General features: G+C 66.3%; 15 protein-coding genes. 10 read left to right on the forward strand and 5 right to left on the reverse strand.

The annotated features are described in order from the left end of the window. Positions 1-22 precede the first annotated feature (22 nt). From ltnD to ACN0WF_RS17975, 4 genes are all read left to right on the forward strand, one after another. The gene (gene ltnD / locus ACN0WF_RS17960) at positions 23-922 is read left to right on the forward strand and encodes an L-threonate dehydrogenase (RefSeq protein WP_417774135.1); all 900 of its coding nucleotides are present in this window, start codon (positions 23-25) and stop codon (positions 920-922) included. A gap of 97 nt (positions 923-1,019) precedes the next feature. Continuing rightward, positions 1,020-2,291: a 3-oxo-tetronate kinase gene (otnK, locus tag ACN0WF_RS17965; protein ID WP_417774136.1), complete on the forward strand. Its 1,272-nt coding sequence runs from the start codon at positions 1,020-1,022 to the stop codon at positions 2,289-2,291. Beyond that, a complete protein-coding gene (locus ACN0WF_RS17970) occupies positions 2,288-2,938 on the forward strand; it encodes an aldolase (protein WP_417774137.1) in 651 nt (216 codons plus the stop codon). Before otnK ends, ACN0WF_RS17970 begins: the two co-directional genes overlap by 4 nt. After that, a complete protein-coding gene (locus ACN0WF_RS17975) occupies positions 2,938-3,699 on the forward strand; it encodes a hydroxypyruvate isomerase family protein (RefSeq protein WP_417774138.1) in 762 nt (253 codons plus the stop codon). The genes ACN0WF_RS17970 and ACN0WF_RS17975 overlap by 1 nt, the downstream gene beginning before the upstream one ends. Before the next feature lie 52 nt (positions 3,700-3,751). On the opposite strand, the gene ACN0WF_RS17980 is transcribed toward ACN0WF_RS17975, so the two are convergent. Beyond that, positions 3,752-4,381: a pyridoxamine 5'-phosphate oxidase family protein gene (locus tag ACN0WF_RS17980; RefSeq protein ID WP_417774139.1), complete on the reverse strand. Its 630-nt coding sequence runs from the start codon at positions 4,379-4,381 to the stop codon at positions 3,752-3,754. Positions 4,382-4,449: 68 nt separating this feature from the next. Then, a complete protein-coding gene (locus ACN0WF_RS17985) occupies positions 4,450-4,995 on the reverse strand; it encodes a carboxymuconolactone decarboxylase family protein (protein WP_417774140.1) in 546 nt (181 codons plus the stop codon). Between the two features lie 120 nt (positions 4,996-5,115). Between ACN0WF_RS17985 and ACN0WF_RS17990 the strand changes: the two genes are divergently transcribed. Both ACN0WF_RS17990 and recQ read left to right on the forward strand, forming a co-directional pair. Beyond that, positions 5,116-6,030, forward strand: coding sequence for a LysR family transcriptional regulator (locus ACN0WF_RS17990; RefSeq protein ID WP_417774141.1), 915 nt, complete (start codon positions 5,116-5,118; stop codon positions 6,028-6,030). Positions 6,031-6,122: 92 nt separating this feature from the next. Then, positions 6,123-7,973 (forward strand): DNA helicase RecQ, encoded by a 1,851-nt coding sequence (recQ, locus tag ACN0WF_RS17995; RefSeq protein ID WP_417774142.1) that lies wholly within the window; start codon positions 6,123-6,125, stop codon positions 7,971-7,973. Positions 7,974-7,981: 8 nt separating this feature from the next. Here the strand turns inward: recQ and ACN0WF_RS18000 are convergent, their stop codons facing one another. Beyond that, positions 7,982-10,696 carry a cation-transporting P-type ATPase gene (locus tag ACN0WF_RS18000; RefSeq protein WP_417774143.1) on the reverse strand — a complete coding sequence of 905 codons (2,715 nt, stop codon included), beginning with the start codon at positions 10,694-10,696 and terminating at the stop codon, positions 7,982-7,984. A 327-nt stretch (positions 10,697-11,023) separates the two neighbouring features. Here ACN0WF_RS18000 and ACN0WF_RS18005 point away from each other — a divergent pair, with 327 nt between their 5' ends. The 4 genes from ACN0WF_RS18005 (at position 11,024) to ACN0WF_RS18020 (ending at position 14,939) form a co-directional block, all read left to right on the forward strand. Continuing rightward, on the forward strand, positions 11,024-11,677 hold the full coding sequence (locus ACN0WF_RS18005) for an AraC family transcriptional regulator (protein ID WP_417774144.1): 654 nt from the start codon (positions 11,024-11,026) through the stop codon (positions 11,675-11,677). A 47-nt stretch (positions 11,678-11,724) separates the two neighbouring features. Then, a complete protein-coding gene (locus tag ACN0WF_RS18010) occupies positions 11,725-12,492 on the forward strand; it encodes a sulfite exporter TauE/SafE family protein (RefSeq protein ID WP_417774145.1) in 768 nt (255 codons plus the stop codon). 257 nt (positions 12,493-12,749) lie between these two features. Next, positions 12,750-13,397 (forward strand): 2OG-Fe dioxygenase family protein, encoded by a 648-nt coding sequence (locus ACN0WF_RS18015; RefSeq protein WP_417774146.1) that lies wholly within the window; start codon positions 12,750-12,752, stop codon positions 13,395-13,397. Between the two features lie 102 nt (positions 13,398-13,499). Then, positions 13,500-14,939, forward strand: coding sequence for a PLP-dependent aminotransferase family protein (locus tag ACN0WF_RS18020; RefSeq protein WP_417774147.1), 1,440 nt, complete (start codon positions 13,500-13,502; stop codon positions 14,937-14,939). A gap of 71 nt (positions 14,940-15,010) precedes the next feature. Here the strand turns inward: ACN0WF_RS18020 and ACN0WF_RS18025 are convergent, their stop codons facing one another. Then, positions 15,011-15,529, reverse strand: coding sequence for a PhzF family phenazine biosynthesis protein (locus tag ACN0WF_RS18025; RefSeq protein WP_417774148.1), 519 nt, complete (start codon positions 15,527-15,529; stop codon positions 15,011-15,013). A 34-nt stretch (positions 15,530-15,563) separates the two neighbouring features. Continuing rightward, entirely contained in the window at positions 15,564-16,154 is a 591-nt protein-coding gene (locus ACN0WF_RS18030) for a TetR family transcriptional regulator C-terminal domain-containing protein (RefSeq protein WP_417774149.1), read from the reverse strand. Positions 16,155-16,202: the final 48 nt, after the last annotated feature.

A 16,202-nucleotide genomic window follows, 5' to 3' on the forward strand; every position in this document is an offset into this window, starting at 1 on the left:
AGCGCGGAACCGGGAGGATTTCATGACGACACTGAAAACGGCCGTGGTCGGCCTCGGTTCGATGGGATACGGCATCGCCGCATCGCTGCTACGCGCGGGTATCGTCACCCATGGCATCGACGTCGACGCCGGGCGTGTCGCCCGCTTCCAGGACGAGGGCGGAGCCGCGGGCGAGGTTGCGCCTCTTGCCGACACGCTCGATGCGCTTGTTGTCGTCGTTCTCAACGCGCGTCAGGCCGAAACCGTGCTCTTCGGCGATGCGGGGCTCGTTCCATCGATGAAACCCGGCAGCGTCGTTATCGCCTGCCCGACGGTCTCGCCCGAGTTCGCCCGCGAGATGGCGACGCGCTGCGCCGGGCATGGCGTCCACTACCTCGACGCACCGATCTCGGGCGGCGCGGCGAAGGCTGCGGCCGGCAAGCTGTCGATCATGGCGGCTGGCTCACACGACGCCTTTGCCGCCGCCCGTCCCTTTCTCGACGCGATTTCCGAGACCGTATTCGAGCTGGGCGACAAAGCCGGCGCCGGCTCCGCCATGAAGGCCGTGAACCAGCTCCTGGCCGGCGTTCACATCGCCGCCATGGCCGAGGCTGTCGCCTTCGGCATGACACAGGGCATCACGCCGGAGACCTTCCTGGACGTGATCCCGAAATGCGCCGGCACGAGCTGGATGCTGGAGAACCGCGCTCCTCACATCGTCGAAGGCGACTACGATCCGAAGAGCTCGGTGAACATCTGGCCCAAGGACCTCGGCATCGTGCTCGACATCGCCAGCTCGGCCGGTTTCGACGCGCCGGTCACCAGTGCCGCGCTCGACCGCTTCCGCGCCGCGGCCGACATGGGCCTCGGCAACGAGGACGACGCCGCGGTGGTCAAGGTCTACGCGGCGGCCTCCGGCCTACGGCTTCCCGGCGCGGACTGACCTCCGCCCTTCTCCATGCCCGGCCGACAGGCGGTCTTGCGCGCGCGCCGCGCCGCGTCGGAAGCTTCCGGGCCCATCCTTGAGGACACGGATCCCGATGACCACGGTTCTGGGCTGCATCGCCGACGATTTCACCGGCGCCACCGACCTTGCCGGCCTCCTTGCCCGCAGCGGCGTCAAGGTGAGCCTGCGCATGGGCGTTCCCGAAACACCGCCCGAGGATACGGCCGCCTTCGAGGTGATCGCGCTGAAATGCCGGACATCGCCGGCGGACGAGGCCATAGCCGAATGCCGCGCAGCACTTGCCTGGCTGAAGCAGGCAGGCGCCAAGCGCTTCTTCTGGAAATACTGCTCGACCTTCGATTCCACCCCGGAAGGCAACATCGGCACCGTCGCCGAGGCGCTGATGAAGGACCTCGACACTCCGCAGACGATCTACTGTCCGGCATTTCCCGAAAACGGCCGCTTCGTCTTCATGGGCAATCTCTTTGTCGGTCGCGAGCCACTCGCCGAAAGTCCGATGAAGGACCATCCGCTGACACCGATGCGCGACAGCAACCTGATGCGCCTGTTGGCGCCGCAGGTCACCCGCCCCGTCGGACTCGCGGACAGGAGGATCGTGGCGAAGGGAGCAGCCGCCCTTCGCGACGAGCTGAAATCGCTCGCCGGCGAAGGCGTTGCCCATGTGGTGGTCGACGCGCTGGCCGAGGGGGATCTGGCCATCGTCGCGGAGGCTGCCCGCGACATGGCGCTGATGACCGGCGGCAGCGCACTGGCCGAGGCCCTGCCTCGCCTCTACCTGGAGGACGGCGTGCTGTCCCGCGACTTCGCCCGCCCCGCCCAGCCGAGGCTCGAGGCAAAGGCGGTCGTGCTGTCGGGAAGCTGCTCGGCGATGACGCGCGCTCAGGTGAAAGCCTATGAGCAGCGCGCACCGTCCTTCCGGCTCGATCCCCTGGAGCTGGCCGAAACCGGTGCGGACGCGGCTCTGGCCTGGCTCGCGAAGCAACCGCTTGAGGAAGCCCCTCTTGTCTACGCAACGGCGGAGCCAGACGCGGTTCGCGCCGCCCAGCAGAAGCTCGGCGTCGCCCGTGCCGGCGAGATCGTCGAGGAAGCCCTCGCCGCGCTCGCGGTGGCCGCGCGCGAGGCCGGCGCCCGCCGCTTCGTCATCGCCGGCGGCGAGACCTCGGGTGCCGTCACCAGGGCGCTCGGCGTTGACCAGCTGGTGATCGGCGCGGAAATCGCACCGGGCGTACCCTGGTGCTTTGCCGAAAGCCGCGGCGCTGCAATCGCGATCACGCTGAAATCCGGCAATTTCGGCAAGGAGAACTTCTTCTCCGACGCGCTCGCGAAGCTCGAGGCCGGGGCATGAGCGCTGACGCAAGGCTCCGCGAGGACATGTGCCTGCTGGCGAAATCGCTGTTCGACCGCGGGCTCACCGGCGGATCGACCGGCAACATCTCGGCCCGCACGTCTGACGGGGGGCTGCTTGTGTCTCCAACCGGCACCTCCTTCGGTCGCCTCGATCCCGCGCGCCTGTCGCGCTTCGATGCGGACGGCCGGTTGATCGGCGGCGACAAGCCGACCAAGGAGATGCCGTTGCACACGGCCTTCTACGAAACACGTGGCGCCACCGGAGCGGTCGTGCATCTCCATTCATGCCACTCGGTCGCCTGGTCACTGATGCCCGAGGCCGACGAAGACAATTTCCTGCCTCCCCTCACCCCATACGCGATCATGAAGCTCGGCAAGGTGAAGCTGCTGCCATTCTTTCTGCCGGGCGATCCGGCAATGGGCGAGGCGGTGCGCGGGCTTGCCGGCAAGCGCAGTGCGGTGATGCTGGCAAACCACGGCCCCGTCGTCGCGGGCAAGGACGTGGAGGCCGCCTGCAACGCCATCGAGGAGCTTGAGGACACTGCGAAACTGGCGATCCTGATGCGCGGCTACGACGCGCGCATGCTCAGCGACACCCAGGTCCGGGCCCTTGTGACGGAATTCAACGTGGAGTGGGACGACTGATGAAATTCTCGGCCAATCTCGGGTTCCTGTGGACCGACCGAAGCCTCCCCGATGCCATTCGCGCCGCCCGAGCCGCCGGCTTCGATGCGGTCGAGTGTCATTGGCCCTACGACGTTCCGGCGGCGAAAGTCGGAGCGGCGCTCACCGAAACGGGGCTTTCGATGCTCGGCCTCAACACCCGGCGCGGCGATGTCCCGGCCGGCGAAAACGGACTTTCCGCCCTTCCCGGTCGCGAGGACGAGGCGCGCGCGGCCATCGATGAAGCGATCGCCTATGCCCGCGCCATCGGCACCGCAAACATCCATGTCATGGCCGGTTTCGCCGAGGGCGATGATGCGCGCCGGGCCTATTGCGCCAACCTCGCCTATGCCTGCGAGAAGGCGGCGCCGCTGGGCATCACCATCCTTATCGAGCCGCTCAACAGCTACGACGCGCCGGGCTATTTTCTCTCCACCACCGACCAGGCGCTGGAGATCATCGCCGAGGTCGGAGCGCCGAACCTGCGCCTGATGTTCGATTGCTACCATGTGCAGCTCATGGAAGGCGACATCACCAACCGGCTGACACGCCTGCTTCCTTCCATCGGGCACGTGCAGATCGCCTCCGTGCCCGACCGGGGCGCGCCCGACCACGGCGAGTTGGACTATGGCCACGTGTTCCGCACGCTGGAGAGCATCGGCTGGCGCGCGCCGGTCGGCGCCGAGTACAAGCCCGGACGTCCCACCGACGAGACACTTGGCTGGCTGACAGCCCGCGGCTGAGCCGGCGACGGCTCGGCAGCGAGACGGTGAGCCGGCGAGCGGGTCGCTTGCCTCAGTCGCTTTCGGTCGCCCCCGCCATAGCTCGCAGCCTGGCGTTTTCACTTTCCAGCTCGGCCAACCGCTGCTGGAGGGGGCGGACCGCATCGGCGACGTCCGCGTGGGTAAAGCGCGGCGTGATGTGTTGCGGGCAATTCCAGTCGAACGCCTCGACGCGCAACACGAAGATCCGTTCCGGTCGTGTCCGTTCGCTCTCGATGTGAACACGCGCCAGAAGTTGGGGGTTGTCGTCAATCGCCACTGTCTCAACCCTCGCATAGACCTTGAGGCGCGCGCGCTGCGGATAGTCGACGAGGATCAGGCAGGCACGGTCGTTGGCCGCGAGATTGCCAAGGCTGATATACTGCCGGTTGCCCCGATAGTCGGCCAGGGCGAGCGTGCCCGGATCCAGCACGTTGAGAAAGCCGGCCGGCCCGCCGCGATGCTGCACATAGGGCCAACCGGTCTGCGAGACCGTGGCGATATAGAAGCTGTCACGGCTTTCGATGAACGCCGCATCCGTATCCGACAGGCGCCCGCCTGTGCGCCGCGCCCGCCCGTTTTCCCAAAGCCCCTCGCTGCCCATATCGGTCTGAGCGGCACGAACGCTCGGTGTGATGGCTATGTCGAGAAACCCTTGTCCCATCCGCGTTCTCCTTTCTCGTGTGTCGCTACGACGGCGGCCGGAATGCCAGGCGTCCGACCTCGAGCCGATCATGCCGCCTCACAGGCCGCGACGACGGGAAAGTCGATCTCCGTCCGCGCCACCTCGTTGAGGAAGTTCGTGAAGACGTTCTCGGCAACCAGCGCGACGATCTCGACGACCTCGGCATCAGAGAAGCCGGCCTCGCGCACCCTGGCGATGTCGATACCGCTGACGCGACCGCGCTCTCGCGCCACCTTCGCGGCAAAATCCACGGCCGCATGGGCGCGGGTGTCGCCGGAAGTCCCATGACGATTGAGCTTGATCTCCTCCGCGCTGAGCCCCGCCCGATTGAGCCCGAGATAGCTGTGCGCGGACAGGCAATAGTCGCTGCCGTTCACCTGGGCGACGGCGAGCGCGATCCGCGCGCGCGTCTTCGCCCCGAGCGTTCCGGCGAGCCCGGCCTGAAAGGCTGCAAAGCAGGTCAGAACCTCGGGACTGTTGGCGATGAGGCGAAACACGTTCGGTACGAAGCCGAGATTGTCTCGGATCGCGTCCAGCACTGGACGAGAGGCGTGCGACGGGTCGTCATGCATGGGGATGGCGATACGGGGCATGAGGTCCTCCTTGATCAGGTCGGCCAGAGACTGGCTCGCTTGAGGGGAACATGCCCTCTCCCGCTCAAAGAGATAATCAACTAGATTTGGCGATCATCTTGCCAGATACCGGAAAGACGAATGGACCGTTTCGAAGCCATGTCCCTGCTGCTCGCGGTGATCGAGCATGGCAGCCTGTCGGCTGCCGGCCGGGCGCTGCGGGTGCCCGTGACCACGATCAGCCGCAAGCTCTCCGAGCTGGAGACCCTTCTCGGTACACAACTCCTCATCCGCACGACACGCAAGCTGACGCTCACGGACGCCGGCGTCTCCTATATCGCGGCCGCCCGCCGCATCCTCGAGCAGGTCGAGGAGGCAGAACGGGAAGCCGCGGGCGAGTTCGTCGCTCCGAAGGGGGAGCTCGTTGTCACCGCGCCGATCCTCTTCGGCCAGCTCCACGTTCTGCCGACAGTGACGCGATTTCTCTCGCTGTTTCCCGAGATCGACATCCGCCTGGTTCTGTCTGATCGCACGATCCATCTGCTCGACGACCATGTCGACATGGCGGTCCGGGTAGGCGCCTTGTCCGACAGCGCCATGATCGCGACCCGTGTCGGTGCACTCCGAAGCGTCATCTGCGCAAGTCCCGCCTTCCTTGCCGCCCATGGCGTTCCCCGGCGACCGGAAGACCTGACGGGAATGCCGGGCGTTGCCTTCGAGGGCCCGTCGCTTCACTGGTCGTTCCACGCAAGCTCGGCCGGCGCAGCCACAGAGATCGCGCTGCGCCGCCGCCTGTCCGTGACAACGGCGCAGGCTGCCGTCAACGCGACGGAGGCAGGCGTCGGTTTCGCCAGGCTGTTCTACTATCAGGTGGCGGAATCAGTAGAGGCCGGCAGGCTCGCGATCGTGCTCGCCGAGTTCGAGCCGCCCCCCTCTCCGGTGAGCCTCGTGCACGTGCCGCGCGGACAGATGCCGCTCAAGATGCGCCACTTCCTGGATTTCGCAGCCCCGAGGTTGCGCGCGGAGATCGCCGCCCTCGCGCCCGCCCCCCGGTGAATTGCAACGCTTTCGGCCATTTGCCCACAGGGGCTCGCGGCGGAGGGCGGAAGTGTGGCACGTTGCCCTCGCCTTTCCACGAAAGCGATTCCATGCTGCACGTCCAAGACACCGCCGATAGCCGTTCCGCCTCGCCAGCCGCGCCCGATCCGCTTGCCGTCCTCAGCCGCGTTTATGGCTACGATGCCTTCCGGGGCAAGCAGGCAGCCGTCGTCGAGCGCGTGATTGCCGGCGGCGACGCCGTCGTGTTGTTCCCGACAGGCGCCGGCAAGTCGCTGTGCTTCCAGATTCCCGCGCTCTGCCGCCCCGGCGTCGGCATCGTCGTCTCGCCGCTGATCGCGCTGATGCGCGACCAGGTGGAGGCACTGCGCCAGCTTGGCGTGCGCGCCGCCGCGCTCAACTCCTCGCTGACCCGCGAGGAATTCCTCGACGTCCGCCAGGCGCTCGCCGCCGGTGAGCTCGACCTTCTCTATGTCACGCCGGAGCGCATCGTCACTCCGGCTTTCAAGGACATGATCGGCCAGTCCCGGATCGCGCTATTCGCCATCGACGAGGCCCATTGCGTGTCGCAATGGGGGCATGACTTCCGCCCCGAATACCGGGAGCTCGGCCATCTCGCCGAACGCTATCCCGGCGTTCCGCGTATGGCGCTGACGGCGACCGCCGATCCGCACACCCGCGACGATCTCATCGATCGGCTAGCCCTGCGCTCGGCCGAGGTGTTCACCACGTCCTTCGACCGCCCCAACATCGCCTATGAGATCGTCGAGCGTGACCAGCCGCGCCAGCAGCTTCTGCGCTTCCTCTCGCGCCACAAGGGCTCGAGCGGCATCGTCTACTGCCTCTCGCGTGCCAAGGTCGAGGAAACCGCCGACTGGCTGAACGCCCAAGGGATCCGGGCGCACGCCTATCATGCCGGCATGGACCGGGCGATGCGCGACGCCCACCAGGACGCCTTCCTGAAGGAAGAAGGGCTCTGCCTCGTCGCCACGGTCGCCTTCGGCATGGGCATCGACAAGCCGAACGTGCGCTACGTCGCGCATCTCGACCTGCCCGGCTCCGTCGAGGCCTATTATCAGGAAACCGGGCGCGCCGGGCGCGACGGCCTGCCCTCCGACGTCTGGATGGCCTACGGGATGGCCGATGTCATCCAGCGCGGTCGGATGATCGATGGCGGATCCTCCAGCGACGACGTCAAGCGCGTCGAACGCGCCAAGCTGAACGCATTGCTCGCCATCTGCGAGACCCCCGGCTGCCGGCGCCAAGCAATCCTCGCCCATTTCGGCGAGACGCACGCCGGCAACTGCGGCAATTGCGACACCTGCCTCAAGCCCGTGGAAACCTGGGATGGCACCGAAGCCGCCATCAAGGCACTGGCCGCCGTCTATCGCACCGGCGAGCGCTTCGGCACAGGCCACCTGATCAGTGTCCTGCGTGGCGAGGTCAACGACAAGACCACCCGTTTCGGCCATACCGACATGCCCGTTTTCGGCGTCGGAAAGGATATTCCGACAAAGACCTGGCAGTCGGTTTACCGCCAGTTGCTGGCCGCCGGCCTGGTCAGCGTTGACCATGCCGCCTTCGGCGCCTTGCGCCTGGAGCCCGAGGCGCGCGCCGTCTTTCGCCACGAGCGCCCGGTTCTCTTTCGCAAGGACAGGCCGACAAAGGGCAAGGCGTCGTCCTCCCGCTCCGAAAGCGCAAAATCGGCGCTGGAAGGCGATGACCTGGAGCTGTTCGAGGCGCTTCGGGCCGCCCGCATGTCCATTGCCCGGGAGGCCTCGGTGCCGCCCTATGTCGTCTTTCCCGACACGACACTCGTCGCCCTGGCGATGGAGCGCCCGGCAAGCCACGAGGACATGCTCGGCGTTTCCGGCGTCGGTCAGTCGAAGCTCGAACGCTACGGCGACGCCTTCCTGGAGGTCATCCGCAGCCACCCGGCATAACCGGGCAGCTAGCGGCGACGGTCACTCGCGGTCGGCCCCAAGGCAAGGCGCATTTGCTTTTCCGCCTCGATCAGCATGAAGAACACGACGCCGACTGCGACGATGAGAAGCCCCTCGGCGAAGGGCACCGCCTCGGTCCCGAACACGGCCTGCAACGGCGGCAGGTAGGTGATCGCGAATTGCGCCGTGGTCACAGCCGCCACGCAAGCCCAGACGACCGGTGTGCCGCGCGCCGCCGCCCAGGTCAGCGACGTTCCGTGAATGTTGCGGATGAAGAACAGGTGGAAGATCTCCAGCACCACCAGCATGTTCATCGCCATGGTCCGCGCCAGCTCCGGCGAATGGTTCCGCCCCGTCGCATAGGCGTAGATGCCGAAGACCGCGAGCAGGAACAGAACCGAGACCAGCGCCACATGCCAGATCAGCGCCCCGTTCAGCAGCGGCTCGTCGCGTGGGCGCGGTGGCCGGCGCATGGTGCCCGGCTCGCTCGGCTCGAATGCCAGCGCCAGCCCCAGCGTTACCGCCGTAATGAGATTGACCCACAGGATCTGCACGGCGGTGATGGGCAGGGTCAGACCCGCGAACAGCGCCACGACGATGGTCATGGCCTCTCCCGCATTGGTCGGCAGCGTCCAGCTGATCACCTTCTTGATATTGTCGTAGACGGTTCGTCCCTCGCGCACGGCGGCGGTGATCGAGACGAAATTGTCATCCGCCAGAACCAGTTCCGCCGCCTCCTTGGCGGCCTCGCTGCCCTTGCGCCCCATGGCGATTCCCGCGTCAGCCCGCTTCAGCGCCGGCGCGTCGTTGACCCCGTCGCCCGTCATCGCCACGGTTAGCCCCTGCGATTGTAGCGCCGTGACGAGGCGCAGCTTGTGGGCAGGCGACGTGCGGGCAAAGATATCGATCCCGAGAACCGCCTCGGCGAGCGCCGCCTGGTCCATCGCCTCGATGTCTGCGCCGGTCAGCACCTGGACGGAATTCTCCAGCCCGATCCGTGCGCCGATGGCGCGCGCGGTGGCGGCGTGATCGCCGGTGATCATCTTCACCCGGATGCCGGCGGAGCGGCATTCGGCGACGGCCTCCGCCGCTTCCGCACGCGGCGGATCGATGAGCCCGATCAGGCCGATCAGCGTCAGGTGACCGTCCAGATCGGCGCCTTTCAGGCCCGCGTGCTCCTCATCGACCTCTCGCAGCGCCACCGCGAGCACGCGCAACCCCTGCGAGGCAAGCTGCTCGACCATCGCGTACCAATAGGCATGATCGAGCGGCTCGACCCCGCCACCGTCCACGCGCTGGTCGCGGCAAAGAGCCAGCAAAGTCTCGGGCGCGCCCTTGGCGTGAATGGCGGCACGCCCGCCACTGCCCTGGTGCAGCACGGCCATGTAGCGGTGCGCCGCGTCGAAGGGGATCACGTCGGCACGCGACCAGTCGCCAACAACCGCTGCATCCGTGCGGGTGATCTTGCCGGCGAGCGCCATGAGCGCGCCTTCCATCGGGTCGCCCTCGACGCGCCAGCCGTCTTCCTCTTCCCGCAAAACTGCGTCATTGCACAGGCAGGCGACCTGCGCGAACTCGATCAGGACCGAATGCTCGGCCGGATCAGCCTCTGCCTCCGCCAGCCGCACCGCCCCCTTTGGCGCATAGCCTTCGCCGGCGACGGAAAAGACGTGCCCGGAGGTGGCAAGCGCCGCCGCCATCATCTCGTTGCGGGTGAGCGTTCCCGTCTTGTCGGAGCAGATCACCGAGACCGAGCCGAGCGTTTCGATCGCCGGCAGGCGGCGGACGATGGCGTTGCGCCGCGCCATCGACTGGACGCCGACCGCCAGCGTGATCGTGAGGACAGCCGGCAATCCTTCCGGGATCGCCGCGACCGAAAGTCCGACCACCGCCATGAAGAGTTCGGCGAACGGCATCCGTCCCGCGACCGACCCATAGAGAAGCAGGCTTGCCGCCACCAGCAGGATGAAGATCGTCAGCCAGCGCGCGAACACATCCATCTGCCGCACAAGCGGTGTGGTCAGCGTTTCCACGTCACTGAGCATGCCGCTGATCCGGCCGATCTGCGTGCGCCCGCCGGTCGCGGTAACAACGCCCTTACCCGTTCCCGTCGCCACGAAGGTGCCGCTGAAGAGCATTGAGGTCCGGTCTCCGAGCGCCGCGTCCGACGCGACCGGGCGTGCCGACTTGTCGACAGGAACGGATTCGCCCGTGAGAATCGCCTCTTCCGCCTTGAGCCCCCGCGCCTCGAGCAGGCGCAGATCGGCCGGCACCCGGTCCCCCGCCTCGACGAGAACGATATCGCCCTGCACAAGATCGGCGGCATCGACATTGTGCCGGCGCCCTTCGCGCAGCACCGAGGAATGCGGCGCGAGCATGCCGCGGATTGCCTCCATCGCCTGTTCGGCCCGACCTTCCTGCACGAAGCCGATCACCGCGTTCACCACCACCACCGCGAGGATCACGCCGGTGTCGATCATGTGTCCCAGCGCGGCTGTGACCACCGCAGCGCCGATGAGCACGTAGATCAGCACGTTGTGAAAGTGCGAGAGGAAGTGCAGCAATGCGCTGCGCCGCGGCCCCTCGGGAAGCTGGTTTGCTCCGAACTCGTCCAGCCGGCGCGCGGCCTCCTCGGACCTCAAGCCTTCGACACGGCTTTGGACCGCCTTGAGCGTCGCCTCCGCCGAGAGCGCGTGAAACTGATGGTCCCGATCCGTCTGCATCGTCTCTCCGGGGAGCCCCGAACTCTCGGCCTCCCGCCCCTTGTTTCCGATCCCGTCTGCGCTGCCGCCACTAGACCACAAAACCCGCGCGCATAAATTACCCTGCCCGTCACAGCAACCCATGCGCGAATATCAAGACCAGGCAATACATTGATTTTATTGAATATAAACGAGCACAACGGGGTCTGCGACTTTCGGTCCCAGGCGTTGCGTGCGGTCATTGGCCGGATATGCGGCAACGATGCGCGATCCCCGCGCCGAGCAGGCTCGATCTTGCGGCAGGCCCCGCCTAGGATAGGGTGATTGGCGGAGGGGAGCGGGACCGGAATGTGGGCTTACCGACGACAGGAGAACGTCGAAATCGCGCGCTGCCGCAGCGCCGACGTCCCGGATATACGTCTTCATTTCCACGAAACCGCGCAGCTCAGCTTCGTGACCGCCGGCCGCAGGTGCCTCGAGACGCCGGATGGCAGCTTCGACATTGCCCCCGGACAGGGGCTCTACATCCCGCCGGGGGTGCTGCATCGGTTTCGCACAACGACCGGACCGGACGGCTGGTGCGTCAACCTCTACGGCGATCTCGATCTCGGACCGCAGGTCCGCTCTCTCGCCGGCACCCTGGAACATTGGCAAGCCGCTTGCGAGGCTGTCCCGCAAGCCGGTGTCGCAACCGGATCGGATGCCTCCCGAAGCTTCGGCGCCTGTCTCACCGGCACCCCCGGCACGATCGGCGACATTGCCAGGGGCCTCGGGCAGTCTCGCGAGTATTTCACCCGCAGATTCGTGAAGACGGCGGGCATTCCACCCCACACCTACAGGCTTCTAGCGCGGCTGAACCACGCCCGCCGCGCCCTGCGCGCCGGCGGAGATCCCGCCAGCGTCGCCGCCGAACTGGGCTTCGTCGATCAGAGCCATCTGGGAAGGCATTTCCGCAGGACATTCGGCACCACGCCGGGCACCTACAGAAAGTCGCGGTCCTGATCACAGCCGTACCAGACCGCCATCCCGACCGCGCCTAAAAGCGGGTCATGGAACATCTCGATCTCGTAACCCTCGCCCTGCTCTCGGTCGGTGTCGTCGGAGGCATCGTGAACGCGGTCGCCGGCGGCGCAACGCTCATCACCTTTCCGGTGCTGATGGCCGTCGGTTTGCCACCGGTGACGGCCAATGCCTCAAATGCGGTCGCGGTGTCCCCCGGACACCTGCTCGCAGCGCTCGCCGACTGGCGAAGCATCCCGCCGTTCGACAGGCATCTTTGGACCCTGCTCACTCTCTCGGGACTGGGAGGTCTCGCCGGTGCCGGTCTACTGCTCGCGGTACCGGCGGAGGCTTTCGTGCTTCCCGTCCCGGCACTGATCGGGCTCGCGACCGCCCTCTTCGCCTTCGCTCCGCGAATTGCCGCGGCAAGCGTTCGCGCCGGCCGGGGAAAAGCGGAGGGACAGGCCCGGGAAAAGGCAGGCCTCGCGGCCGCTGCCGTCTACGGCGGCTTCTTCGGCGCCGGCCTCGGCATCATCCTGACCGCGCTTCTTTCCCTGTCCGAGCCGGACGACATTCGCAAGGTCAAGGTTCTGAAGAACCTGCTTGCAACCATTGCCGCCCTGTTTGCGAACGCCTTCTTCCTGATCAATGGTGCCGTCTCGTGGCCCGTGACCTGGCCCATGCTGCTGGGGGCGCTGGTCGGCGGATATCTTGGCGGATACCTGATCCGCATCCTGCCTGCCGCCATCATCCGCACAGTCGTCATCCTCGCGGGAAGCGTGATGACCGTCGCCTATGCCTATCGGTTCTGGCTGTAGCCGCTCCGCGCGCCCTTACAGCCACGACCAACCGGCCCAGCAGTCTTGAAAAAACTGGCCCATTCAACGGGGCCGGAAAACTCATATGGTTCGCGATATCGAAGTCTCTTGCGGAGTGTCGGGCATTGGAAAGCCGCAGCATCGCCGGTGCGCAGGACGCACCATGTGTCGACCACATGGCGGGCGCAGAAGGAACGGTATCGGAACTTGGCAGGCAGCTGGCGCGGGACGGATTTGCAAGGATCCCCGCCTGGACGTTGGAAAGCCTGCTCACGGACGATGCGCTGCAGGACCGAAATCGTTTCGCCGAGAGCTGGAGCGACCTGCCGCGCGATTCCCACATGGGCGACGGCGGGACATACCGACGTCGCCGCTTTGCCGTTTTCGCAATGAACGGCTCCCTGGAGCGTTTGCCCCACCGGCCGCACTACCAGAGCCGCGACCACAATCCGCTGAACGGCGGCATCGAGCGCTGGTTCGCCCCCGTGACGGACGAAGACGGCCTCTCCCCGTTGTTGCGCGGCCTCCTGCAAACGATGGCCAGCGTCATTTCGGTGGCGGAAGGCGAACGGGAAAGGACGGTCGAGGTACACCAGTTCCGCATCGAGGCGGAAGCGGCCACGCCAGGCCAACCGACGCCGGAAGGCATGCACCGGGACGGTGTAGACTGGGTCTTCATGATGCTTGTCGACAGGCGCAACGTGACGGGTGGCGAGAGCGAGATCCAGACGCCCGGAGGAGAGGCGCTTGCGCGTTTCACCCTGCGGCAGCCGTTTGAGGCGGTTTTGCTTGATGATCGCCGTCTGGTGCATGGCGCCACGCCGGTTGCCCGGCGCGATCCCGATCTGCCAGCCTCGCGTGACATGCTCGTCGTCACATTCCGTCCCGCGCAAAGCAACACCTGAAACGGTCGCCGGCGCTGCACGACGCTGGCAAGGCGGCAGGGAGTATGCGATCCATAACCGGCCCGCTCACTATCGGTCGGGCATCGACATTGGACAGGCCGGATGGGCAAGGGCGCGACGCTGGCGATCGAGATAGGACAGGAAGGCCGGGAGCCGGTGTTCCTGGCCCTGGCCCGTTCGATCATTGCCGAGATCGAGAAAGGCCGCCTCAAGCCCGGAGACCCGCTTCCTGGCACCCGTGCCCTGTCGAAGTCCTTGTCGCTCAACCGGAACACCGTCGACGCCGCCTATCAAGAGCTGATCATGCAGGGATGGCTCGCGACCAGACCGTCGCGCGGCACCTTCGTGGCGCGCGACCTGCCCGATTTCGCGACCGAGCGGCACGTCGTCCCCCCTGATGGCACCCATGGACCGACAGCGGCCTGCGCGACGAAACCGCTTCTGAGCCTGTCCGACGGAGCCCCGGATCCGCGCCTCGCACCGGCCATACCGCTTGGACAGGCCTTCCGCCGGGCCTTGACTTCCCCGTCCTTCCTTTCCGGCAACCTCCATGGCGACCCGCGCGGCGCGCCGTTCCTGCGCGAGGCCCTCTCCTTCTACCTCAAGGATGAACGGGGCCTTGCGGTCGCGCCAGGCGATATACTGATCACCCGCGGCAGCCAGATGGCCCTTTTTCTGGCAGCCGGCACCGTTGCCGGCCCCGGCATGGCGATTGCCGTGGAAACCCCGGGTTATCCGCTGGCATGGTCTGCCTTCCGCGCGGCAGGCGCGCGCATCGTCGGCGTCCCTCAGGACGAAGGCGGCATCGACCTCGACTTTCTGGAGCGGCTGGCCTCATGTGAAAGGCATCTCAAGGCCGTCTATGTGACCCCGCACCACCAGTATCCCACGACCACGACGCTGGGCATGGCGCGCAGGTTGCGGCTGCTCGAGCTCGCCAGACGCTTCCGCTTCGTCCTCATCGAGGACGATTACGACCATGAATATCGCTTCGAGGGGCGGCCGGTGCTGCCGCTCGCCGCACGCGGCGAGCCGGATGTCGCCGTCGTGCACATCGGCTCTTTGTCGAAGCTTATCGCGCCAGGCATTCGCGTCGGCTATGCGCTGGCGCCTCCGGCGATCCTGCGCGCAATGGCCGACCGACGCGAGGCCATCGACCGGCAGGGAGACCTGCCTCTGGAGCACGCGCTCGGCGAGATCATCGCCGACGGTACGCTTCGGCGGCATACGCGCAAGACGCGTCGAATCTATCACACCCGCAGGAACCACCTCGCCGAGTTGCTGAAAGCCAGGCTTTCGGATCATGCCGAGTTCAGCCTGCCGGCGGGCGGGCTTGCCATCTGGCTGCGCCTTGCCCCGGGTCTCAGTGCGGAAAGCTGGGCATCGAATGCAGGCAGCCTCGGCCTCTCCCTGCTTCCGGGCGCGCGCTTCACGCTCGACATCTCGCATCCACCGGAGGCCTTCCGGCTCGGCTTCGCCACCCACGATGAAACCGGGCTCGAACAGGCGGTGGAGCTTCTCGTCAGATCGATGCCTGCCTGAAGCACGCGCCGGCGCGCTCTATCGCCTGCACATTCTGCCGAAAACGCCCTTCGGCTGGCCGCATGCAGCGCTCACCCCTGACGCAGAAGTTCTCCGCGCAACACCGTCACGGCTTGCCCGCCCACCTCGATCTCGAGCGTTTTGCCCTGGCGTTTCCACGAAAGATGGATCGATCCGTCGCGGCAGATCTCGATGCCCTGCTTGACCCTGTAGACACCCGCCGTCTTGGTCTTGTCGAGATGACGGGCAACACAGGCAGCGATGGCACCGTTCCCCGAGCCACACACAGGATCCCCTCCGCCGCCCCCTTCGCCCGGCGCGAAGATCCTGGCGCGACAGCCGGCCTCTCCATCGCGCGGACGACAGAGGAATACCGTTTCAGAGAGGTTCATCTCCTGCGCTATTTTCTGCATGGTCTCGCCGCTCATATCGTCCACGTCGAACACCACGGCAGCCGGATTGCCGAAGAGCGGCCGGTGGGCGAACGCGTCCACCTGAAGAACATCCTTGCGCAATTCTCTCTCCGCGATCTTGAACCAGCGGGAACTCTGCTGCCCAAAAACAGCAAGGGCCAGTGCCTCAGACAGCATCGCACGCGCCGCGCCGGGGCCCGCTTCAGCCTGTTCAGCCGGCGGCGCCGAGCAGCCGTTCCAGTGTCACCGCGCGAAACCGGGAGACGGGTGCAATGCTTCCCTCGGCCCGCATCCGCACCAGCGCGCCCTCATAGGAATCGATGATGGCATCGGCGAGCGACCCGATATCCGTAGCAAACGTCAAGTCGCCGGCCGCCCTTGCCGCCTCCAGAAGCTTGATCAGATTGGCTCGCCACCTGGCGAACGCCTGCTTGAGGCATTCCCTCAGCACCTCGCTATGCGGCGCGCTGGTCTGCGACAGAACACCATAGAGGCATCCGGCGGATGCTCCGGCGTCGCGCATCTGCTCCTCGAGACGCGCAAAATAGTCGCGAAGCTGTTCGAGTGGCGCGGCGTCTCCCGAGAAACAGTCGGTAACGAACATCTCGTAGCGACGCTCATAGGCATCGATCACCTCGCGCGCAAAATCCTCCTTGCTTGCGAAGTGATTGTAGAAAGATCCCTTCGGCACCCCGACCCCCGCCAGGATCTGCTGAATGCCGACACCTTCATAGCCTCTGGCCAGAAAGGCCGTTACCCCCTCATCCACCAGAAGCTCGCGTGTGTTCCGCCGTTTTGTCATTTGACAAAAATAGACCGGTCGTCTTAGCGTGTCAAATCACAACAAAGT

Origin of the sequence: Stappia sp., from assembly GCF_048268045.1 — a bacterium.
In the GTDB taxonomy this organism is placed as follows: domain Bacteria; phylum Pseudomonadota; class Alphaproteobacteria; order Rhizobiales; family Stappiaceae; genus Stappia.